Annotated in this window: 13 protein-coding genes; 1 reads left to right on the top strand and 12 read right to left on the bottom strand. The window is 42.7% G+C overall.

Annotated elements, in window-relative coordinates:
• Positions 1-317: 317 nt before the first annotated feature.
• Positions 318-1,142, bottom strand: a complete 825-nt coding sequence (locus tag K429_RS0113195; protein ID WP_007211998.1) for a hypothetical protein — start codon at positions 1,140-1,142, stop codon at positions 318-320.
• Positions 1,143-1,580: 438 nt separating this feature from the next.
• Between K429_RS0113195 and K429_RS0113190 the strand changes: the two genes are divergently transcribed.
• Entirely contained in the window at positions 1,581-1,772 is a 192-nt protein-coding gene (locus K429_RS0113190) for a hypothetical protein (protein WP_026367214.1), read from the top strand.
• A 282-nt stretch (positions 1,773-2,054) separates the two neighbouring features.
• Here K429_RS0113190 and K429_RS0113185 read toward each other — a convergent pair whose 3' ends face one another.
• From K429_RS0113185 to K429_RS0113135, 11 genes are all read right to left on the bottom strand, one after another.
• The gene (locus K429_RS0113185) at positions 2,055-4,655 is read right to left on the bottom strand and encodes a hypothetical protein (protein ID WP_026367213.1); all 2,601 of its coding nucleotides are present in this window, start codon (positions 4,653-4,655) and stop codon (positions 2,055-2,057) included.
• 21 nt (positions 4,656-4,676) lie between these two features.
• The gene (locus tag K429_RS0113180; protein ID WP_026367212.1) at positions 4,677-6,716 is read right to left on the bottom strand and encodes a hypothetical protein; all 2,040 of its coding nucleotides are present in this window, start codon (positions 6,714-6,716) and stop codon (positions 4,677-4,679) included.
• A 50-nt stretch (positions 6,717-6,766) separates the two neighbouring features.
• Complete coding sequence (locus K429_RS0113175) at positions 6,767-8,449, bottom strand: RagB/SusD family nutrient uptake outer membrane protein (protein ID WP_044096658.1); 1,683 nt, start codon at positions 8,447-8,449, stop codon at positions 6,767-6,769.
• 21 nt (positions 8,450-8,470) lie between these two features.
• Entirely contained in the window at positions 8,471-11,656 is a 3,186-nt protein-coding gene (locus K429_RS0113170; protein WP_026367210.1) for a TonB-dependent receptor, read from the bottom strand.
• Positions 11,657-11,872: 216 nt separating this feature from the next.
• The gene (locus K429_RS0113165; RefSeq protein ID WP_026367209.1) at positions 11,873-14,380 is read right to left on the bottom strand and encodes an alpha/beta fold hydrolase; all 2,508 of its coding nucleotides are present in this window, start codon (positions 14,378-14,380) and stop codon (positions 11,873-11,875) included.
• Positions 14,381-14,463: 83 nt separating this feature from the next.
• A complete protein-coding gene (locus tag K429_RS0113160; RefSeq protein ID WP_026367208.1) occupies positions 14,464-15,795 on the bottom strand; it encodes a HAMP domain-containing sensor histidine kinase in 1,332 nt (443 codons plus the stop codon).
• 13 nt (positions 15,796-15,808) lie between these two features.
• Positions 15,809-16,486 (bottom strand): response regulator transcription factor, encoded by a 678-nt coding sequence (locus tag K429_RS0113155; RefSeq protein WP_026367207.1) that lies wholly within the window; start codon positions 16,484-16,486, stop codon positions 15,809-15,811.
• A 36-nt stretch (positions 16,487-16,522) separates the two neighbouring features.
• Positions 16,523-19,648: an efflux RND transporter permease subunit gene (locus K429_RS0113150; RefSeq protein WP_026367206.1), complete on the bottom strand. Its 3,126-nt coding sequence runs from the start codon at positions 19,646-19,648 to the stop codon at positions 16,523-16,525.
• Positions 19,649-19,665: 17 nt separating this feature from the next.
• Entirely contained in the window at positions 19,666-20,763 is a 1,098-nt protein-coding gene (locus K429_RS0113145; RefSeq protein ID WP_026367205.1) for an efflux RND transporter periplasmic adaptor subunit, read from the bottom strand.
• 3 nt (positions 20,764-20,766) lie between these two features.
• Positions 20,767-22,029, bottom strand: coding sequence for a TolC family protein (locus tag K429_RS0113140; protein ID WP_026367204.1), 1,263 nt, complete (start codon positions 22,027-22,029; stop codon positions 20,767-20,769).
• 103 nt (positions 22,030-22,132) lie between these two features.
• Positions 22,133-24,367, bottom strand: coding sequence for a PAS domain-containing protein (locus K429_RS0113135; RefSeq protein WP_231501849.1), 2,235 nt, complete (start codon positions 24,365-24,367; stop codon positions 22,133-22,135).
• Between the last annotated feature and the right edge of the window lie 179 nt (positions 24,368-24,546).

The following is a 24,546-nucleotide window of genomic DNA, read 5'->3' as shown; positions in this document are numbered from 1 at the left end:
GATGTTATATGGAAGGGTATAATTTGTTATTACCCCTGGACGAAAGGTTTCCAATAGGCGACATATCATTTATCGCCTTTCCCCCGGGTTCCTGCTACAAAACGGGTAGACTTGTGATATACCACCACTTATTCCATCCAAGCGTAGGACCAACACTCTGTGTAAAATGTTTCCAAAAATAAGAAGTATGCAATAAATGCATATTATTCAGGGGGATTGTGCGTTATTGAGTATTTCATAGTTATTTAATTTAAGTAACGTCGAACTATTACTCAAATGCACTGAGAAACATAAATACTGCTTAAAAGAAGTAGAATTCATTGGGATATTCTTTCAACTATTTCAGATGCGATCTTCGATAAGTTTGCTTCTGAGTTATATCCGCGTTTTCTGTCTATTATAACTACAGGAATATCAAAGATTTGATCACCTTTATCTTCCCACATGAAATTGTTGTATGCGGATATTCCTGCAAATACAATTATTTTAGGTTTAATATTATCTCTAACCAAGGTTCTTACAGGCTTTACGATATCTTTCCATTCGTTTATTCCCAATTCTTTTTTAAGTCGTGAGAGTTGATTCAAGTTATCAGTAGCCAACGGGCATACATTCATAAACATTATTTCTTTCCCGAATGTATCATACCATTCTGGCTTTTCGCCTTTCACAAATTCACCTTTACCTAAACCGAAGGCAACCTTACAAATGATTTTAAGCATATTTTCAACGAAACCATTCCCCCGCTTTATTTTCAGCTCATACCATGAACTTCCTTCGCAATAATTACTTTTGGTAAACCAGTCCAGTGCAATCGTTTTACCATCCGAACGATAAACAAGTCTACTTAAAGGATATGCACTCTCATCCCGGTAGAGATTACTATCCCCTGTCAATATCCGAAATGGAACCTTATTATCATTGTTCCGATAATTAGTTTCATTATAAAGCCCTGGTCCCGGATTTATTCCCATAAACAATATTTCCGGTTGATAGATAACAGGACCGTTTACGGTAATAACCCCTTTCCAATCTGCAAATCTACCGTTCTGATGCCCTTCCTTTAACTTTTCTATTATTGAACTAAATTGGTTTTGGTATTCGATAAAGCTACTCACTGTTGCATCCAAACTATTTTCCATAATATGTATATTATTGGGGTTAATGGAACAAAGATATGGAATAGTTGTCCCCTATTATAATTTTATCTGATTTATTTTCATACCCAAACTTCCATAACCGATTTTTCACAGTTGACTATCAAAGTATTACAAATAATCAATTTGCTGTTTACAAGAAGTTAAGAGTTTGTCGACAGGAAGTTAACCTCTTGTTGACAAACTCTTAACTTCTTGCAGACATGAAACAAGAGATTTCTCTATTACTTTACAAAGAGCACTTTGTATAAAATACAAAGAGGTTGTTTCTTGAATATATCATTTTATTCAGCAAACCAAACAATATATAAACTTTTGTCTTAATTTTCTTTCTTTTCGCTAACATACAGGTCGCATAAAAAAAGCGAAACAGCCTCCTTTGAGCATAAATGAGTTAATATTCATGCAACATTTTACACGTTTATGGAAGCAAAGTGCATCGGAGAACTGCACGATATTAATACCGGACGTGAAGGATATATACATCGGACACGAAGGATATTAAGCTCCTTCACGCAGGAAGTTAATGTCGTGCGCGAAGGACATATATATCGTTCGTGCAGGAAGTGGAATTCTGCCATAGTCAAGCGCGAATTGATGGAAGGAAACGGGTAAAACCGGAAGAAAACAGTCTATTTCAACTGTTGCGAATTTTATATAGTTCTGTTAATTAACAGCATACAAGTTTTTGTTCGCTTGTTTTCTTGGTAGTTGTCAGTTGGTTACAAATACGGAATTCTAAGCGTAGTTTAAAATACAAAATGATATGCTAAATAACAGCATCTTTAATAATAGTACTCTTTGAAATGAATAGGGAGCGGGAAAAGCATCTTCGCCTTCCCCACTCCCTATTCATATATATTCCCAACTCTGGAATGTATTACATCCTCTCCTCTATTACCATTGAGGAACAGCAAAAAGCTTATGGAACGTAAATTTCACTTCCATAGAAGTGCTGAAACCAAGCTCCTTGATTACATCTCCATCAGGTGTACCGAAAGCACAACCCGCATTCTTTGTTGCCCCATAACAGTTCCAAAGTTCCAAACGATACTTGGAGCCATCATTGGTATCAAGCACTTTTGTCGCATCAAACGTTACCTCTGAACCATCAAGATAGAGATTATCCAACACAGCATGCGTACCAGGGAAGAAACCGTAAAGATCTGCCACTTCAATGAAAGTCATAATGGAACCAGCTGCACAACCAGTACCTTCATACTTGATGTCGAACTGCGGGGTAACAAGACTATACCGGAAGTTTTCATATTTCACTTCTAATGTACCTCCGGCATTATACCCCCATGTACCTGCACCATCCCAATTAGGAATAGTAACCAGATTAGGTGTATACGTGCCTGCACCATTGCCATCAATAAAAACTGTATAAGTAATCGCCAGACTATTGTTGAAGTGGGGTGCCGATTCGGAACCCATATTCTGGGAATTGCTGAAAGCACTGTTCAACACTTTGCCATCCGCCGCACCTACACCATAAATATTGAATAACTCGACACGATAGGTTCCTTTACCCTCAATATCTCCATAGAAGAAATTATTGGCATTGAACTGAATAGCATTGCCGTCGCACTTCATCTCGTCAATACGAACGAAAGCATTAGGATATCTGGTCAGCAAGTCCGGAAAATCGAGGGTAAACACCACAACATCGTCAGATGAGCCTTCGTAAGTGAATGTGTGCTGACCTGCCAACGCATCCGGAGACAGATGCGCGACCTCAGTTCCCCAAGTACCACCCCAACTGGAATCTACACAAATTAATGATACCGGAATCTTGGCATCGGCTTCTGCCTTACGCTGACTGTAATAGTTGACAGAGTAAGCATATTCATCGGTATTGGGAAGAGCAATCTGCAAACCGTCACTCGTCAAGGACAGGATATTCAGCTTACCACTCTTTACCGCTACCCAAGTATTGGCACAAAGTACATTGATATCAATGTCAATCACTTTGTTCGCCTCATCAATAGTATATTTACCTGTTTCATCAGTAGCTACACCGTCATCAGTCAAACGATGGATATTGACAGTTCCGTCTTCGAAAAACTCCATGTAACCATAATCAACTCCATAAGTATAACCAATCCAGCCATTCTCAGTACCCATTTCCCAATGAATTTCTTTTCCGATATTGGGCTGTCCGTTAGATACTATAGCCCAGTCGTACGTTTTGCCCCACTGCGTGAACGGACCTTCGAATACATGTTGTTCACCATCCTGACCATTGTCAATATACCATTTACTATAAAGCAATGAGCGGTCAAACGGAACATTCTTGGCGGTAGAAACGGCACGAATAGCCAAAGCTTGATAGACAGGAGTGGTGGCACGAGTAGCAAGAGCACTATTGAAGTGATAGCTCATGGCAAACTGAGTATCAGAAACATTGATGGAACCGGAAAGATAGCAGCCTTCCACACCAACACCGGTAGTAGTGCCTTGTGTGCGCGAACCTGCGGCAGGCATAAAGATAGAGTTTCCGTTAGGACCGGTGAACTTATAGCCGGCAACACCTTCCACTTCCACCCACTCTCTGGTACAGAGTGCAAAGAGTTCTTCAAACTCAGCAATGGTAGGCATGGTCACTTTACCTTCAAATGCTTTATAGGCAAGGTCATTAGCTGTTTTGTAGATATCGGCAGAAGCATAACTTGCAGGATCGATACTGGTATTAAAACCTGTCTTATCACCGAAACCGAACAGACCACCAATTTCCGTTTCTGAGGTAGCACCTAAATTGTACTTTGCCCATTTAGTAGAAAGCCCAAGGTCAACAAGGTCATTATCAAGATCAAACGTATGCCCAGTTGTAGTGAATGACTTTTCTTCACCATAGACCATACCTGCACCGAGATCAAGATAAGCCACATAATAATAAGTAGTATTGGCCAACAAGCCTTCTACATCTACCGTATAGCTTTCCTTAGGAACAGTAGCAATACGTACACCGGCACGCACATTTTCCGTACCTTCTATACCGGACACAATGATACCACCTTCCGCATCCGCAGGAAAGCCAATAAGCGAACCAGACAAAGTAACCTTGTTAGCACCTATCTGGGTAGCATCGCCGGTAGTAGCACGAGCATTAGTCAGTACAAGGCTCTTTACTTCACCTTTATAAGTTACTTTGCCTTGTAAAGTGACATAAGCCTGATAATAAATAGTTTGATTCAAGCTGCCATTTACCGTGGCAGTGAATGTTTCACCGCCCGTAGCAATAATCCTTTCGGTGAGTGCATCGGCCGCAGCACCGTAATTAAAACCAATGACATAAGCACTTGAAGCCTGGCTTTCAAGCCCAGATACGGTACCATGTAATGTTGCTGATGTGGCAGTCACATCTGCCGAACCTGTTACCACAGAGTTATCAGTAAGCAATGGCTGTTGGTTTATGGCATAATCGTCATCGCTGCATCCCGTCGCCCAAATACCCATGACGAGAGCCATTATTCCGAATAATATTTTGTTCTTCATTATACTAATTCATTTAAGTGATTACTCAATAGTCATGGAAACAATTTCAACCTGTACATTCGGGCTTCCATCTTCCAAGGTTTCCACTGTAGCAAGTCCCTTGTTCTGGATTCCGATGATAAGACAGCAATTGGTTTCAAAAGTTTGCGTAGCACCTGTAGTGTTTGGCAATGATACTGTCTGGATTGCTCCCGCAGTTGTATCGAATTTCGAAGCATACTCCAAAGCGTAACAACCATCTTCAAACGAATCTCCGATTCTGTTTTCCATAATCACTGTTTTAGGAGCTGCCCCCTCGTTCCAGGTTATACCACTCAGCACCTTGTACTGAATCTTCAAAGTCTGGTTCTTTTTTAGCTTAACTTTCGTTATGTCGATACATTCATTCTTACCACCCCATGAGTTATAAAGCTGGATACGCAAACGATCAGGATTTCCATCACCAAAGATGATTTCCAACTTACTGTTGTCCACTTTGATTTCGGTGGGTCCTTCCGTCCCGCCGCTAATCTTCTTATAGAGCAGATTAGCTACAAGATAAGAATTCACCACGCCATTCTCATCTTTTGATTCGGGAACACCAATGACCAGTGTCTCACCAGCCTCCATGGCAAGTACCGTAAAATCTTTGCTTGTAACAGCAACCGTACGCTGATCGCTGGAAGCGGTAAGAAGGGTGATTTCGCTATCGAAGGTTATTACGCCCTTTGCAACGCTTACCTTACCACTGGCTTCACCGAATTCATAATTATAAGAGCCATCGGAAGCCTTACTTAGGATAAGTTCAAAATCTTCCACCTCATCACCGGCAGCAGGAGCCCATGAGTCGTTGTACACACCTCCCGTTACACTTTCCCATTTCTGTACGTTAGGAGAACCGTTCCACCACAACCAATCGTAGGGTACTTCGGTATCAAGGTTAAATGTCATCTGGTTACCGACATAAGTCACACCGTTGATTTCGGTCGTGAAGAGGTCATCAAGAAGATTATCGAATGTGGGAAGCACGGGGGCTACTTTCTCAATCTCTCCACTATCTTCTTTGGGAATGCATTCACCCTTGGTTTCAATCACTTCTTCAGAAACAAAGTTCCATACAATATACCAGTTACCTTCGGAATTGGTACGTTTAGTTACTAATTGCAATATATACGGAGTAAGTTCTATTATCTGTATATCTTGCGTGTAGTTAGCACACATATCATCGGCATTCACGTTGTGCATGGAGTAGCAATCGGTGAACGAGATGGTAGGTTTAGTCTTTTCAGTAAGGTTCATATTGAACTTGCCTTTCATGTTTGCACCTGTGCTTGAACCTTTTTCTCCGGATTCACCACGGTACATAGTAGCCACACAGCCGTTGACAGCATCCATGCTGAAAGTCATATATGAGTCCATGTAAGGATCTGTTGCAGGGATAAGCCAGCTTTGAAAACCCGGATCCCAGTTGGGTTTCCAATTTCCGGTGCCGAAGACGATGTCTTTGTAGACTCCGTTATCCACATCATCCTGAGTATAGCCAGCACCGTCACCATCAGGATCGTAAGGAGACAAATACATCACAGGCCCCGAACACTGACCGATACCATAGTTCGCATCGCAAGGATACCATTTCTTACTAACCCCTTCAGCCAATGTCTCAGCATCAGGCAGAGCATTACCCGACTTAAAGTTCTTATCGGACAGCAGGAACCATTTCTCATCTTCCAGCAATGAGAAATCGTTTTGTGCTAAACTGAAAGTATAGGGTTCGCCATACACGACACCGCCGGGCGTCTCTACGCCGAAAGTCACCTCATACGAACCTGCAAAAGGTAATTCAATGGCAAGTTCACTTTCTTGCGAACGTCCCTGAGGAGTAACCCACAGCGGAGTACAACCGGTGATATTTGATTTGAGGCGTACTTGATTTCCTGCGATAGTCACAGTGTAGGCAATACCTTCCGCCAAGTCATCGGATACATAGGTCTTCTTACCCATATCATACTCATCGGGTGAACAGGCCGACAACATCAGCACCAAGCCTGCAATGAGCGAATATATATAATGATTCAATTTCATATCTTATTATTTTTAATGTTTTTCCTTGATAAACCTAAGCCTTCATGGATTTACCAACCGGCATTTTGAGTAAGCACATTACCCGAAAGGGTGATTTGTGTATTAGGAATCTGCATCAAACCTTTCTTCGAAGTGAAGTTACTTTCGGAGAACGAAGTGGTTGCCTCATTTCCGCCATTTGTCACCTTGGCACCATTTTGTGCAGCAGTAATAATACGTGCAGCGTATGCACCATCCTTCTCATAACGCATCAGGTCCCAATAGTGAACACCCTCGAAAGCCAGTTCAATAGCACGTTCTTTACGGATGTTTTCAATACTGTAAGCCAGTGTTTCACCGGGATATACACGCTGGTGAACCTGATTCAATCCATCGGCATTGCCATTGAGTTCGGAATGCATCAGCAATACATCAGCATAGCGCATGATAGTGTAATCCTGATAGTAAGTAACATTCTGATGCTGTTCACCCAACTTAAATCCTACTTCCTGACGTGTACCATCGGCAAAACACATCGGCGCATACTTGCGGGTATAATAACCGGTATATTCATACGAATCGGTAATGTCAGCATCAAAACCGGCCTCACTACAACTCCATACACAAGTGCTGAAACGGGGATCATTCTTATATTGCTCCACGAAAGTGGGAGTCACCGGACAAGCACCCCAGCCGCTGGCAATGCATACGCTCGTAGCATTCCTGTTACGTGGTCCCAAATAGACCGAGAACGTATTACCATCACCATTACCGTTATAGTCATGAGTAGTATTCATCTTCAGGTTGAGCACTATTTCCCTTGAGAGTTTGCCTTGTCCGGCTTTCCAAGCGGAGCCGTCATACCACTTGCCGGCGTATGTCGTATTCCAGGCATAAGTGTCGCCACTCGAAGCATCAGTAGTACAAGCAGGCATCCAGAAGTCGGCATAGTTTTTCTCCAGTTCATATTTTCCATTCTGCACCACATCGTTAATAGCAGCCACTGCCTCAGCCTTGGTGCATGAAGGATGTTCGGCACCGTAGTAACCGGTATGGTAAAGATAGGCACGAGCCATCAATGCCTCTGCCGCATATTTGGTGATGCGACCATCGTTAGTATCGTTATTATCCAAGGGATAAGCATCGGCAGGAATATGTTCGATGGCATATTTAAAGTCTTCGAAAATGAGCTGATAAACATCACTTGCCGGAGAACGGGGAATATTCTCTTCGGAAGGAGCGGTAAGCAAAGGAACATCTCCAAACATACGTACAAGATCGAAGTAAAGAATACCGCGAATGGCATGTGCTTCTCCCATCACTCGTCCTTGTGCCTTGATGTCCCCTGCCCAGTCGATATTTTCTTCCTGAACAATGAGCTGATTACAACGAAATATAGCTTTATAATAGTTCTGCCAATCCACATTAAAGATATCATTGTATGAAGGAGCGATCCCCAGATTGAACTGGTCAATCACATTGTTGTTTTTAGCATCAGAAAGGCCAAGACCTGCAAAAGCCTGTTCGGAAGCAAACTCCGCCAGCAAATACATACCTACTCCTTCATCTGAAATAGTACGTTGCCATCCATCATAACAACCCACTAAAGCCATTTCTGCGGATTCCAAATTACTGTAAGCCGTTTCAGTGTTCAAATCCTTTTTTGATGAAGTGTCAAAGAAGTCTTCACACGACGTGAAAGCTAAAGCTGACACAACGAGCGCGCTCGTTAATAATATATGTTTTGTATTCATATTACTTTTCTTTTTCATGATTTAAAACGCAAGATTAATACCCACAATGAAGGTGCGGGGGTGTGGATAGTAACCCATATCTACTCCCGACACCCATGTCTGGTTGGTCGTACCGTCTGAATTCTGTTTGTTACCGTCTGTACCGTTGTATGAACCGATTTCAGGATCCATACCATCATACTTAGTCAGTGTGAAGAGATTCTGAGCCTGCACATAGAGGCGCAATTTAGACAGCCCCTTCCAAGAGATGAGACGTTTGAAGTCATAACCCAGAGTAATATTCTGCAAACGGATGTAGTCACCATCCTGCAAATAGAGATCAGAGAATTGCCAGTTACCTACATCACCATAGGTTACACGGGGAATCCGATTACTGGTACCTTCACCCGTCCAGCGATTCAGTATCTGACGACTGTAATTGGACTGTGAGGAGTTTGGGTCACGATAAGATTGAGCTATCTGGAAACCGGCGGCACCGGTAGCGTTCAGACTAAGATCGAAACCTTTATAACCCAAGTTAATATTGAAACCGAATGTGTATTTAGGAAGTCCGTTACCCAAGTCTACTTTATCCTTGGCGTCGATGACACCATCATGATTCACATCTACATACTTCACATCACCGGGTTGTACACTGCTTTGATACACACCGTTTCCGGCAGCGATCCAATCATTAATCTCCTGTTTGTTCTGAAAAATACCGGCTGTTTTGAAGCCCCAGAAGTAACCTATAGCATGACCATTCTCAGCACGGTAGAACTCTTCCGCATTACTATAGATTTGATTGGTAGCACCATGAATAATACCATCTTCGGTAGGGATACTTCCCACTTCGTTGTGGTTGTATGCTAAGTTGGCACCTACGCTATAAGTGAAATCCTTCCCTATTTGGTCATTCCAGGAGAGCCCCAGTTCAACACCTTGGTTTTTCACATCACCACCGTTGATAATAGGGCCACTGGTACCTGCCGTTGCCAATACGGGAGCTTGTACCAACCAGTCCTTGGTATTCTTGATATAACCGTCGGCAGTAAGTGCGAGACGCCCATTCAGGAAACGGGCATCGATACCCACATTATATTGTTCAGAGGTCTCCCATTTCACTTTTTCATTGGCCAGACGGCTGGTATAAGAACCCGTAACCCAGGCATCTTGACCTCCACCGGAACCAAAGTTATAATTGGTATTCGTGGTGGACACAGGAGCAAGATATTGATAGCAGTTGATATTGGCATTACCTACCTGCCCCCAGCTGACACGTATCTTTAAGAAATCGAACCAGGATTTCACCGATTCCATGAACTTCTCTTCGGAGATAGTCCATCCGGCAGATACTGAAGGAAAATATCCCCAGCGGTTACCTTTGGCAAACTTCGATGAGCCATCGGCACGCATGGTGGCATTCACCATATAACGTTCTTTCCATGTCCAACCCAAACGAGCGAAATATGACATACCACGGGTAGAGTCGTAAGGAGAACCTTTCACTGTCTTATTTTCCGTACCGTTGGTATTTACCAGATAAGCATGATCCCAATCATCGAATCCGGGGATAAGACCAGTATTGGAGCCTTCGGTATTACTACCATCATAGGTAGACAATTCACTACCTATCAAGGCATTGATATGATGTTCAGTAGCAATATTGAAATCGTAAGAGAGAGTATTGGTCCACACCATCGACAGACCGTGACCATGACTTTGATTCACTTTGCTCACGGTGTTGGCCGTTTGCGGGGTAAACTGATACTTCGGTGTATAGGCACGGTATTCGGAAGCGCCGTAGCTGATACCGTAGACCGTTTTAAATCTCAAGTTTTTGATGGGTTCAATCTGCACATATACGTTAGCATCGAGCGAACCATTCTTGCTGTTGTTATAGCGATTCACCATCATGTTTCCATAAGGATTACCATCGTTTACATTCCAGTCGGAGTTTACCGTAGAATTGTAGTTGCCATCAGCATCATAAACGGGAATAATAGGAGATGCGGAGAAAGCACTGCGCAGGTTGTTATTCCAGATGTTTCCCGTACCCATGCCTCGTGTGTCTTTCCAGACAAAACCCACATGTTCGCCCACAGTCACCAGTCCGTTCCACATCTTATGTTCAGAGTTGACGCGGAAGTTATATCTTTTATAATAAGAAACATCTGAGCCACCAATCAGGCCATCCTGACCAGTGTAGCCACCTGAAATAGCATAAGTAGAAGTTTTGGAACCACCTGTGAACGAGAGGTTATGGCTGGTAGTTAATCCGCCATCTTCAATAGCCTGGTCAATCCAATCAGTATCATATATATTCCCCCTGGCATCATGTATGGAGCTAAGCGAAGCCCAATCCACCGGCGACATGCCTGAGTTGAGACGAGCTTCATCCATAATACTCATATACTCTGAAGCATTGAGCATACTGTATTTACGACCTATCGTCTGCCAACCGGCAAAACCATCATAGCTGATTCTGCAAGTACCTTCCTTACCACTTTTAGTAGTAACCAACACTACACCATTGGCAGCCTGCGCACCATAAATAGCAGCCGAAGCTGCATCTTTCAATACATCGATACTTTCAATATCAGCAGGATTCAAAGTAGAAATGTCGCCACCCACACCATCGATAAGATAGAGAGGCTGAGAATTACCCACCGTACCCAATCCACGAATGGTTACACTCATGCTGGCACCCGGCTGTCCGGAAGTAGAGATAATGTTCACACCGGGTGTTTGTCCCTGCAAAGCAGAGAGAGGGTTCGTCGTGTTCAGTTTAGCAATGTTTTCACCCTTCACCTGAACTGTAGCACCGGTTACCAGCTTCTTCTTCTGAACGCCATAACCTACCACGACTACTTCATCCAGCATTTCGGTATCTTCTTTTAATGAAACATTGATAACCGAAGAATCACCTACTTTAAATTCCTGAGATTTGTAGCCGATATAAGAGAATACCAGCGTTTGCCCGGTTTGGGCTGTTACGGAATATTTACCGTCCATATCGGTTATTCCACCGGTGGAAGTCTCTTTCACCTGGACGCTGACACCAATCAACGGCTCATTGTCCGTGGCAGATGTCACAACTCCCGAAATGGTTTTGCTTTGAGAAGGGATAGCCTGAAGACTACTGATTGCAGGTACCAGAAGTAGCAGTACCAATGCAACACGGCATAAATGCAAATTTATGCACTTTTCAAAGAATGTCTTTCTCATTGTACATTGTTTAATGGTTAATATCAAAGATTTTATTGTGTTCTTTTTCGTTTACAAAAGAAACCACGACAAATGTATGGAATGAAGTTGAAAGACTTTGAAAAGAATGTTATGAAGAGGAGACAGATTGGTTAATCCTTGCTCCTGAAATGTTACTAATAAAGGTACAATTTGTTTTTATCCCCCTCACAGAGGTACTGTGAAGGGGATAATGACTTACTGATTCACCACGAAATTACGTATCTGACACCCGGTTCTCTCACCTTTGGCTATACGCAAACGCAAGGTATGCCGACCGGAAACCAGTTCTGTTTCCAGCATATACACCCATGGAATATATAAGTTCCGGCTCCAATCAGTAAATGTATCCAGCTTCTTGAACGGAGCGCCATCCACACTGTATTCCAGCACACAGGCTTGCGGACCGGCTGCGCAGAAGATACCTACAGCGCGTCCTTCAAAAGAGAATGAAAGACTGGCTCCGGCACGGTCAGCCACCAACATAGGAACATGTACGAAACCTTTACGGGTATTCCCTTTCACTGTAGGCGTCCAGTCATCCACCACTTTCCAACCATTCAGTTGCTTGGCAGAACGGATATCCGCAAATACACCTTTATCATAAGAATAGGAATCTATCGGTTTTTCCGGCACCTCATGTGCCCGGACGGTTTTCTTTACCACGTCGCCACTCCATTCAAGGTCGAAGAGACGGTTAATAGCGGCAGCATAATATGTATGACCATTCCAAGCAGGATGTGTGCCACCAAATTCTTTCCAATCAAACTCACCATCGCGCATACGCTGCGCCACTTCTTCCGCCAGATTGATAGAGGAAACATAATAATGATTGGCTACACTTTCATGATTCATAATAACCTGGGGTTGTATACCCTTGTCCAACAAAGGTATGAATGGATCGTAAATAAAGTGAAGCATGACAATATCCATTTCCGGACTGACAGTACGGGCATGACGAATAATACCCTCCATACCGCGCGTCTGCCGGATATAATCGAATCCGTTTGTATCATCATTTACCGCTGCCTCAACAAATAATAGATCAGGCATTCCTTTCTGCAACACATCATTTTCAAAACGGAAAGCATGAGGAGTGCTTCCGGTAGAAGGTATTCCGGCATCAATGAACGTAAATTCAGTTTCCGGGAAACGCTGTTTCAAATCTTCCTGTATCATATTCCGCCAACCACGCATTTCGGTAATGGAACCACCCAGAAAAGCGACACAACCTTTTTTCTCTTTTGCAAACTTCAGATAAGAGTTAGTAAGGCTACCACGTTGATGGATCACTTGTTTCTTCTGATAATCCGGTTGGTTACGGATTATAAAATCAACAACCGGTTCAGCATTATCCAAACTATGGGGATGATGATCGCAACCGGGTTTCAATATGATTTCGACATTACCTCCCAAAGCACGATAACGTTCAGCAGCAATCTTCATGTGCTTTTCATACGGCACAATCTTGTCACTATCACCACAAACGCCCATCACTGGAATACCGGCAGCCGCTAATGGAGCCAGGTTATCAATCGGATTTCCTTTGAAGTCTTTGGCATTTTCTTCAGTCAATCCCCATTCTGCAAGGAAGCCTTTCCAGAAATCACGTTCCCAGTTCTCGGAGAAATAGAGCATATCGCATACAGGAGCGTCCACATAGATACAGGCCACTTTATCAGGATTATTTGCCGCCCAGTTAAATGCGAATAATCCGCCACGACTGAAGCCTTCTAACGTCACTTTGGGAGAAAGACGATAATATCTGCACATGACTTCATAGAAATCAGTGCCCAAGCGTTGCGCACGCGGACTTCCATAAAGATGAGTCAAATCATAATACGCCACATGAAAACCTTTTTCCAACAAAGCCTTATCTACCGAAGGGAAAGCTCCGAAAAATGCAGGACGCCATATCCAGGGACGCCCTTCCGCTACCTTGCGGGGAGCAACAACGATAGCGCGGCGTGTATTACAAATAAAATCATAACGATCGAACCCTTCCCATTGCGACTTCTTACCGGGGAAAGGTTGATCGGTAACAATTGCAGGCGCCTCATTACCGGTCAGTGTACGATAAAGTTCACCGGCAATCAATGCAGCTCCTTGTTCATTGGGGTGGATACCATCCGTATAGTAATCAGGATATGGCTTCAGCAGTGCATAAAGATCCACAACGGGCAGATGACGTTTCTTCGCTACACTGCGTATTACAGGAATAATACCGTTTGTAATTACGCTATCGTTAATACCAAAATTCCGTTTTACGGCAGGAACAGGCAAACAAAGATATATCTTAGGTTTGGAAGGCAATTCCTGAAGAATATCCAGCATTTCCGTCAAATCCTTCTTAAAATCTTTTCCATAACGCCAATTCCAGGGTTTGCTGTCATTCGTTCCCAATTTAATGGTAACGATATCCGGCTGAAATGCCAAAAGATCACGAAACTTCTGTTCGTGCATATAAGGATGATCTCCCTTATTCAGCAATACACGGGCACTAATTCCGAAATTGCGGACATCGTACCCTTCACCCAAAAGCTGGGAAAGCAACCCCGGATAACTGTTCTGAAACTGATTTTTAATTCCTGAGCCATAAGTGATACTGTTTCCAACACAGGCAATCTTTACAGGTCTCTTTTCTTGTGCCACTGCCCACAGACTGAACAAGCACAAAAAAAGTAAAAGAGTGTTTTTCTTTTTCATAATATCTATATTAAATATACTCCATAGCATTTTTGACCGACACAAAGATACATTTTATTTTAAAACCAAAGTCTAATGATTAGTCACTTAAAGGTTATCAACACTCTCGTATACGTATTTAGTTTGGATAAAATCTCCATCCTCGCTCCATAAATAGATAATATCTTCAAAGAAAGTCCCAGCCCAATACCATGACCTGAATATTCCCTTGTATTGGTTGCACGATAGAATGCCTGGAAAATAAGCTGTATTTCATCTTCAGGAATGCCAATACCTTTGTCTTCTATTTCCAAAATAGTGTTCCCTTCCTTAGGATACAGCCGCACGGCTACAGGTTGTTTACCGGAATATTTACAGGCATTGTTCAGTATATTACGGATTGCTATTTTCAGCAAATGCAGATTAGCCCTTACCACTGGCAGGCTCTCTTTCTGAAATGTATTACTGAACTGCATCCGCTCATTCTCGGCACACAGTATGATCAGAAGTTCTGCCAGGTCCACATCTTCCATATTATTCTTCAGAAGTTCTTCATCCTGATGCGAAAGGAAAAGGAGGGATTTTATCAACAAGCTGATTCTTTTGCTTTCATCCGAAATACGGTTCAAAGCCTTGATATATTCTTGTGGCGAACGTTCTTTCAGCAAGCTGATTTCACACTCTCCCTGAATGGCCGTCAGCGGATTATTAAGTTCATGGGAAGCACTGCTTACGAAAGATTTCTCGGACTTGAAAGCCGCGTCTATGCGGTCGAGCATACCATTGATAGAAGTGATCAGATCGTCCAGTTCGTCATGGTTACCGGCTGTCTTAATCCTGATATTCAGATTATTCCCCCGGATGCGCCGCAGCTCTTTCAAAATACGCTTCACCGGTGCCAACATTCGATTGGCATAAAACCTTCCAATGAAATAAACCGATATGGAACTGAAAATGAACAAAAGAAGTATCAGGATAAGCACATGATTCTGTATCTCCGTTCCATAGTTGTTCCGGGCAAGTATCAGAACTATAAAATTACCTTCATTATCCGGATAATACAATGCCGCACCCACCTCTTTTTTATAACGGAATGAAACCGGCTCTTCCATGAATAGTCGCTTCTGCTGCTCTTTGTTCAGATACTTATCAAGTGTATCTTTCACAGTCTCCATGCTATCGGTATTCAGTAAAATTTCCTTAGCCTGGGGAAGAAGCCCTTCGTATTCCTGACGGATAATTTCATAACTACTCTCGTCTACTTCATCCTTTTCCCAATGTTTCTGGGCAGTAAGATAGGCTTTATCTGCCAGGTAAGAATCGTACAGCCTATTGATATAGTTATAAATGAAAAAATAGAAAACAACCATGATACAGGTAAGCATACATATCGTGATACCCGTATAGAACAACGCTATTTTACTTCCTATCTTCACTACGATTCTCCGTTTAATGAGATTCCATAATATAGCCCAAACCTACCACCGTATGGATAAGTTTGTTTTCATAATCTTTATCAATCTTAGTACGCAGGTAGTTCACATACACATCTACTACATTGGTATTCGTATCAAAATTCTTATCCCATACATGTTTCAGGAGATTCACCCGAGAGAGCACAACACCCTGGTTATTCATGAAGTGCTCTAAAAGTCGGTATTCTTTTACCGTCAGTTCCATTTCACGGTCACCACGACGGGCACGCCTGGTATTGCAATCGAGGATAAGGTCACCACAAACAAGCTCCGAAGTTCTTTTCTCCTTGCTCCTGCGCAGCAAAGCGGTGATACGCGCTTCCAACTCCTGAAAGCTGAAAGGCTTCACCAAATAATCATCGGCACCTGCGTAGAGTCCTTTTACAATATCATCTGTTGTACCCAAGGCCGTAAGCATAATGACGGGGGAATCGTATCCATAGAGTTGGCGGTACTGCCTGCATAGGTCCAGTCCATTCATCTTGGGCATGATTATATCCAGAACAAGTAAGTCAAAAGGTTCGTCCTGAGCCAGCTGCCAACCATCCGCACCATTATAAGCTACAGAAACCGTATGCCCGAATTCCTGCAATCCCCGTTCTATGAAAGAGGCTATATTGACTTCATCTTCTACCAACAGTATCTTTGCCATAGTTTTTAAAACTTAAAGAAAGCACAAATATACGTTTTATAGTTTTTTCTGCTTCAATCTACCGTCTTTATCATATAACATTTTACCATAAACGATCTCGACAATCAACGGAAAAACAAACAAAGCGAAGAAAGTAGCCCCGATCAGACCTCCGATAATAACAATGGCCAACGGTCGCTGCGATTCGGAACCGATTCCATGACTCAGCGCCGCAGGCATCAGGCCGATAGCCGCCATTGCAGCCGTCATCAGCACAGGCCGAACCCTGGAACGCACACTGTTTTTTACAGCATCAGGTAACGCCAACCTCGCCTGCAAATTGTGTTTGATATCGGATATCATAATCACTCCATTTTGGATACAGATACCAAAAAGAGCAATGAACCCGATACCGGCAGAGATCGAAAAATTAAAGCGGGTTATGAGCAAGGCAGCAATACCACCCACAGCGGCAAAAGGTACATTCAGCAATACCAAACCTGCATCCCGTGCATTGGAAAACAGGATGAAAAGAATAATAAAGATGATGATAATGCTGACAGGAACCACCTGCGCCAAACGTTGAGTAGCACGTTGCTGGTTTTCAAAATCTCCAGTCCACTTCAAAGTATATCCTTCGGGCAAATGCACTGCGGCATTCACTTTCTTCTGAGCCTCAGCAACGGCAGTTCCCATATCTCTACCCCGGACCGAGAATTTCACGGCACAGAAACGGGCATGATTATCACGAAAGATAAGTAAGGGGCCGGTGATAGTCTTTATCTCCGACAGTTCCTTAATCGGCACCATCGTACCATCCATAGCGGGTACCAGTATTTTTCCTATCTCATCTTCGTTGCATCTGAATTCCTCTTTATAACGCACCATGATATTGAACTTCTTCTCATCTTCGTAAAGCAAGGAAGCCGACTTACCTCCAATCGCCATTTCGATAATGGACTGTACATCTTCCTTAGCCACTCCATAGCGTGCGAGCTTATTCTCATCCAGTTCTATGCGCAATTCCGGCTGTCCGATATTTCGTATTACCCCCAAATCTTCGATGCCATCCACGGTTCCCAATATTTTATAAATCTCTACGGCTTTTTTCTCGGACTCATACAGATCTTTACCGAAGACTTTCACAGCTATAGAACCCTTTACACCGGAAGCCGCTTCTTCCACATTATCCGTAATCGGCTGGGAGAAGTTAAAGTCTATACCCGGGTAAATCTCCAGTTCATGTTGCATTTTGTCAATCAATTCCAGTTTGGTAAAGCCGCTTTCCCAGTCCTTTTCCGGATAAATATCTACGTGAAACTCGATATTATAAAATCCGGTGGCATCGGTTCCGTCATTGGGGCGTCCGGTCTGAGACATCACCTGTTTCACTTCAGGAAAGCTTCTTAACTTCGCCCGCATCTTGTTTGCCAGATTGACGGACTCATCCAAAGCTATACTTTGCGGTAAAGTGGCACGGATATAAATAGAGCCTTCATTCAACTGGGGAAGGAATTCCGTTCCGAGGAAAGAAAATGCATACAACCCCACCACTGCCACAAGCGTAGCAATCGTAATCGTCACCTTGCGATAAGCATAGCAGACATCAAACAAGGCGGATGATTTCTCATTAACAAAGCGGAGGAACCTGTTATTCTTTTCGCGCACATTCTTCTTTAACAGCATGGCCGAAAGTACGGGTACCAGAGTCAAGGTGAACACCAATGCCCCCAACAAAGCAAAGCCCAGCGTAAAAGCAAGCGGTGAAAACATCTTCCCCTCTACTTTCTGGAAAGAGAAAATAGGAATCAGCGCCGTAATGATAATCAGTTTGGAGAAAAAAACCGCTTTCGCCTTATCTTTGGCAGCATTACGGATCAATCCCATCTTTGACATGACATTGAATGCCGGCATTCCCACTTCACGCGCTTTCTTGTCAAGAACTACAAAGATACCCTCGACCATCACCACCGCACCGTCTATAATAATACCGAAATCAATGGCTCCCATGGACAACAAATTGGCGGACATACCCATTATACGCAGGCAAATGAAAGCAAATAATAATGCTAATGGAATGACCACTGCCACCACCACGGTAGTCCGCCAATCCGCCATAAATATCAACACAATGAAAGTCACAAACAGGATGCCTTCTATCAGGTTGCGTGTCACTGTGCTCACAGCCAGATCTACCAAGTTCTCACGATCATAGAAAGGTACGATCTGTACATCCGATGGCAGCACTTCTTTATTGATATAGGCTATTTTTTCTTTCAGGGCTTTAATCACTTCACCGGGATTCTCCCCCTTACGCATCACGACAATGCCTTGCACGACATCATCTTCATCCATTCGGCCTACTTGTCCGAGGCGGGGTAAACAGGACTCGTGCACATCTGCCAGGTGTTTCACCAGAATAGGAGTACCTTTCACATTTTTCACAACGATATTTCCAATTTCCTCCACATCGTTAATCAGTCCGATACCCCGGACAACATAGGCTTGGGAACTTTTTGTGATCACATCACCACCGACATTGATATTACTTTTCTCTATGGCTTCAAACAACTCCAGAGAGGAAATATTGTAATTCCTCAATTGGTTGGGATTCACACTGACCTCAAAGGTTTTCACCTCTCCACCGAAACTTACAATATCGGCCACACCGGATACGGAACGTAAATTCCGCTCAATCACCCAGTCCTGAATGGTCTTCAATTCACGAACCGATTTCTTCTCACTTCTCAACGTATAGCGGAAGATTTCTCCCGTAGGACCATACAAAGGCTGTACTTCCGGAGTAACGCCTTCCGGCAAATCAGCATCATTCAATAGATTATAGACCTGTTGACGGGCTGTAAAATCGTCTACATGATCTTCAAACATTACATTCACCACCGATAGTCCGAACAAGGTGGTAGAGCGTATGTCCGTCTTCTTTTGTACGGAGTTCATTGCTATTTCAATAGGGATAGTAATGAACTTCTCCATCTCCTCGGCGCTCCGCCCGGGCCATTGGGTAATAATAGTTACTTTGGTGTTGGTTACATCCGGAAAGGCATCTATCGGAGTATGCTTGAAAGAGACAATTCCTGCAATAACCGCAAGTACCGTAAAAAAGAATATGAAGAATTTATTCTTCAAAGAGAAAGCTATGATGTTGTCTATGAACTTATGCATATCAAATTCTTTATCTGTTATTCAGCATTCAATGCGTTATATACCAGCAATGTGTTTCTATTCAAGATACGGTCGCCCTCCTGCAAGCCGGATTGTATATAGCATCGGTTCCTTAACTGCTTATACACTTCCACTTCCTTTACTTGCAGCTTGCCGTCTTCGTTTGCCGTCACTACATAATTCTTTCCATTCTCAAAGATCAGGGCATGTAAATCAATGCAGGGCATCGTATCATCCGTTGATTCGCATTGTACATATATATTGGTAAACATGCCGGGTTTCAACAGATAATCTTCATTACGAAGTTTAATTCTCACGCTCATGGTTTTACTTTCTTCATCGAGGATGTGGTAGACCTTATCAATACTCCCTACAAACTCTCTGCCGGGATAGGCCAATGCCGTGATACGGACAGGAGCACCTTCTTTTACTTTGCGGATATCACTCTCATATACATCGCCCATAATCCAGACATTATCCAGACCGGATACCGTGAATAGTTCTTCACCCTGGTCGGAGCGTATCTGCATATCTTTATTCACATGCTTCTCCGCCACAAAGCCCGTTATCGGTGATTTAATCTCATATCTGGATTCATCGGACAGATTATAGATGGAATAGACTTCCTTCAGGCGTCTTTCCTCCGTCACGGCACTCACCAATTCCTGACGGGCCTGCAATGTGTCGCGGGCCGAAGCCATGCCGGCATCGTACATATCTTGCGCAACATCCCAGTTACGGCGGGTTACGGCCACTTGTTGTTCCGCATCCTTCAGCTGCTTCTCATATTCCGCCACTTCACCGCTCTTGACCACAGCAAGCACTTCCCCTTTATGTACGTAGTCTCCCACCTCGGCATTCACAGCAATCACCCGTCCACCGAACATTGGAAAAACCTGTACCACTTGCTCCTGATTAAACGTCACACGACCGTTCAGTGTCAACTCGTCGATTAAAATACGTGTATGTACGGTATCTATACTGACAACTTGCATCAAACTATCTGTCAGACACATCTCCGGAGATACTGAAGTTTCATTATTATCTTTTGTCGAGCAACTGCTCAAGAATAGTACTGCACCTATAAAAACCTGTAAAATCCTGCTCATATCCATTGCTTAGTAATTAAATATATTTCGTCCTACTACCGTATTCAAGTTCTCCATGGCCAGAAAAACATCTTTCCGGGTCTCATACAATTGCAAACTCGTTTCCTTATAACTCTCGTAATAATCGACAAATTCCAACATACTGATATTACGCTTACGGAAATTCTCGTTCACCCCTTCAATCAACCGGTTGAAGTTCTTTTCCAAGTCATCGTCTGCTGATTGATAAAGTTCCATAGCCTTTTCCAGACGGGAATACGCCACATACAGTTCCGAGTTTGCCCTGTTCTCTGTGTATTCTTTCTCTTTCAGGCTCTTTTCTATTTCCAGTTTGGCTGACTTGATATTACCCTGATTCCGATTGAAAATAGGAACGGAGAAGCTAAGACCTACTGCAAAATAATTGTTGATGAAGTTTCCTGCACGGTCGTAAATCCCCTGAATAGCAAACTCCGGAGCGGCCAATGAACGCTGTAACTTCAAATTCGCCTTGGAAGCCTCAAGCATGGAGAAGGCCAACCGTTGGTCGGGGCGGGAAGGTAACAAGGAATCCAGATCGGCAAGTGACAGACTAAACAATTCCAACCGGCTCAGCATCGTTTCATCCAGAAGTATTTCTATCTCCTGAGTGACCGGCAAGTTTAATAACATCTTCAGATTCCCCCTCTTCGATACCAATTCATTTACTGCATCATTCTTCTCCTTTTTCAGTGATAACAGTAATGCCTGCATACGGGATAATTCCAACAATGAAATATTCCCTTTCTCTGCCATATTCTTGTAGAATAGCAGCAGTTCCTCTAAAGAAGTGATCTCTTTATCATAAATCTGCACGGACTTGGTCAGGAAATACATTTCGACACAAGTTTCCTTCAACTCACTGTTTAAGGTGCGTGCTACTTCCTCAAATTGCAATAAAGCGGATTGGTGATTAATCTTTTCCAGACGTATTCGTTTGTTGCGTTGTCCGGCCAGATTGATGGCTTGTTCTATCTGCACTCCGGACTCTCCTTCTTTCCCAAAATCAAAATATTTACCGTTCAGGCGGTTATAAATATTCTGCTCCAATGTGATAACGGGGTTATCAAATAGTTTAGCCTGCACCACTTGTGCCTGTGCCATGTCTACATTGTAATATTCGGCAACCAGTAAAAGATTGTGGGTACGGAAAAGTTCCTCCGCCTCCTTCATCGTCAACTTTAACGGATTCGATTGCGCCCACAGGCTGCATGAGAAAATAAGAAAAAGAGTAAATGTAATCTGTCTCATCATTGTTTTATCAATTTTGAGGCAAAAGTACAACTCCTTAAAAATTAAGGCTTCCGGAACGGATTATAATAAACTTATACGAGATTAGAAAATGATTAGAAACCACTTATGGAAGGATGGAACGGTGTGCACCCATCTTTTCATAAGGCAGCGTAAACCAGAAAGTAGAACCTTTCCCCAACTCAGACAGTACTCCGATCTCGCCTTTGAGTTCCTTCACGATATTCTGTGAAATAGCCAGTCCAAGTCCGGTTCCTTGTTTGAAGGAATCGAGCTTTACAAAACGGTTGAATATATCCGCCACTTTTTCAGGAGGGATACCGGTACCGGTATCTGTCACAAAGAAGCGTATATAACCATCTTTGGGTTCTTCATACCCAAACGTGATACTCCCTGTATTTGTAAACTTCATGGCATTGCTGATGAAATTATTCAGTACCTGAGTAATTCTACGCTGGTCAGTATATAAAAGAAGATCCGGCATAGGCATCACTGCACATATAGCGACATTCGCATTCGGTTGTCTCATTCTGGCAGCCTGCTCTATTTCAGATAACATCTTATTCACGTCTATATTTGCATAGACATATTCCAGTGTACCGGCTTCTATCTTTGATAAATCCAAGATGTCATTGATCAGTTGCAATAATATATCATTGTTCTTACTAATGATACTGAGGTATTCTATCCGTTCTTCTTCCGATACATCTTCAGCCAGTATACTCGAGAAGCCAACTATTGCATTGAGCGGAGTACGTATTTCATGGCTCATATTAGCCAGAAAAGCTGATTTTATACGATTGGACTCTTCAGCCTCTTCCTTAGCCAGACGCAGTTTACGTTCCAGAATCTTCTGGTCTGTAATATCCCAAGCCGTATAGAGAATCCATTTACGTCCATCAGAGAATGAAACTATATTATTATTCTGGAAGGTAAACCGTTCCTCATTCTTATTCGTAAAGAAACGCCTGGTACCGGATTGGGCAATTCCCGTTCTTACCAATTCTTCATCTTCTTTCCTGATCATCGTTGCAGCCTCAGGCATTATATCGAAATCAGTTCTTCCAATCGCCTCCTTAGCCGGATATTCAAAGAGTTCTTCAGCCTTTTTATTTATAAAAGTATAGCGCATATCATTATCGACATCTTTCACCTTGGCTGCAATAGGAAGGTTATCGAGAATATTTTCAAGCAAATGCAGATGTTCTTGCCACTCCGTTTCTCTCACTTTCTTGATACGCTTGTGCATAAAGTAAAATAGCAGCAGGACAATAGCAGTACCCAATACAATTACAACATAAATAATATTCTTCTGGATAAAACTGGGCGGAACATCACAATAAACCGCATTTTTAGGAAAGTTATCTAATGGAACTCCCTTGTCAAGCAATGTCTGGTAATTAAGATAGGTATTGGGCGTACCGGCAACAACCGTTTTCGCCCCGTATGTACCATCCTTTTTCAGTGCACCTCTAATTTCACCGATAACGGTACTTTCCACATCGGAACTGCCTATATAATGCCCACCGGCAAATAAAGCATGAACCCTTGTGAACTGGTCAGACAACGAGAATACCGGCTTTTTAACTATACCGGAAATATAAGAATGCATCCTCTCATCAGGATAATATTTCTCAGACAGATTCTGACTGGCTACATTCACCCATGAACAGTAAATAATGCCTGTTTCTCTACCAGATTCGCTAATCTTGTGAAGCATCGTTTCTGTATTTGTCTGAGGATAAGTAATAAATTCCATATCCAAATCAGAAAAGTACTGCTGATGTATGCCTTCTGCTTTTTTCCGAATTAGAGAACAGATAAATCTGTCATCCGATAACAAGACAACCTTTTTCATTTCAGGAGTAATCTCCTTCATCAATTCTATGGTTTCTTTAATGCAGACAGGAATATTTATGGCAGTCACATTATACCGTTCCAGCATTTCCGGTGTAGCGATAATCTGATCTTCAGGTATATATTCACCATTATAATACTTATTTATATCAGCCGACGTATGCGGCATCGAGTGGCAAATAATTGTAGGTACCCCTTTCCAGATAGTATCAAAAAGCGGTTTGCAAACGTACCATCCCGGATCGCCTACAAATATGACGGCTTGGGGAGGAACAGAATATTTATCCTTTAGATAATCAACCTTCTGATTTATTTCCTGTTGATTATTGAAATGCCATGTTGTGAGAGTCTCCGAATATACCTTCACCGAATTTTCGTCATTGAATGCCTTTTCTACAGTTTCAAGCAGATCATAAGCCCATTTCTCACGAAAAGTGGAAGAACTGATAAGAACAATATACTCTTGATCTTTCGTATCAGCCATCGCCTTGGGCGCCAGAAATAAACAAGCGAAAATAGCAACCGCAAGTATTCGAAATGTCAAAGGGAGATACAGAAGTGTATTCTGATTTGGCATATTGGGTAAATATTAAAATATAAAATGGCAAAAGCTTCTCAACTATCCTTTGCAAAGTTAGGAAAAAATAAATGCCTAAGAAATAT

Source organism: Bacteroides sp. 14(A) (genome assembly GCF_000526555.1).
GTDB lineage: Bacteria > Bacteroidota > Bacteroidia > Bacteroidales > Bacteroidaceae > Bacteroides > Bacteroides cellulosilyticus.
Note: the sequence above shows the minus strand (reverse complement) of the source record. Positions and strands in the feature narration are given on the sequence as shown.

Excerpts from the sequence above, each read along its gene's own strand:
- K429_RS0113195 (WP_007211998.1), bottom strand. The coding sequence starts at position 1,142 with ATGGAAAATAGTTTGGATGCAACAGTGAGTAGCTTTATCGAATACCAA.
- K429_RS0113145 (WP_026367205.1), bottom strand. The coding sequence starts at position 20,763 with ATGGATATGAGCAGGATTTTACAGGTTTTTATAGGTGCAGTACTATTC.
- K429_RS0113175 (WP_044096658.1), bottom strand. The coding sequence starts at position 8,449 with ATGAATACAAAACATATATTATTAACGAGCGCGCTCGTTGTGTCAGCT.
- K429_RS0113170 (WP_026367210.1), bottom strand. The coding sequence starts at position 11,656 with ATGAGAAAGACATTCTTTGAAAAGTGCATAAATTTGCATTTATGCCGT.
- K429_RS0113165 (WP_026367209.1), bottom strand. The coding sequence starts at position 14,380 with ATGAAAAAGAAAAACACTCTTTTACTTTTTTTGTGCTTGTTCAGTCTG.
- K429_RS0113140 (WP_026367204.1), bottom strand. The coding sequence starts at position 22,029 with ATGATGAGACAGATTACATTTACTCTTTTTCTTATTTTCTCATGCAGC.
- K429_RS0113155 (WP_026367207.1), bottom strand. The coding sequence starts at position 16,486 with ATGGCAAAGATACTGTTGGTAGAAGATGAAGTCAATATAGCCTCTTTC.
- K429_RS0113150 (WP_026367206.1), bottom strand. The coding sequence starts at position 19,648 with ATGCATAAGTTCATAGACAACATCATAGCTTTCTCTTTGAAGAATAAA.
- K429_RS0113180 (WP_026367212.1), bottom strand. The coding sequence starts at position 6,716 with ATGAAATTGAATCATTATATATATTCGCTCATTGCAGGCTTGGTGCTG.
- K429_RS0113190 (WP_026367214.1), top strand. The coding sequence starts at position 1,581 with ATGGAAGCAAAGTGCATCGGAGAACTGCACGATATTAATACCGGACGT.
- K429_RS0113185 (WP_026367213.1), bottom strand. The coding sequence starts at position 4,655 with ATGAAGAACAAAATATTATTCGGAATAATGGCTCTCGTCATGGGTATT.
- K429_RS0113135 (WP_231501849.1), bottom strand. The coding sequence starts at position 24,367 with ATGGCTGATACGAAAGATCAAGAGTATATTGTTCTTATCAGTTCTTCC.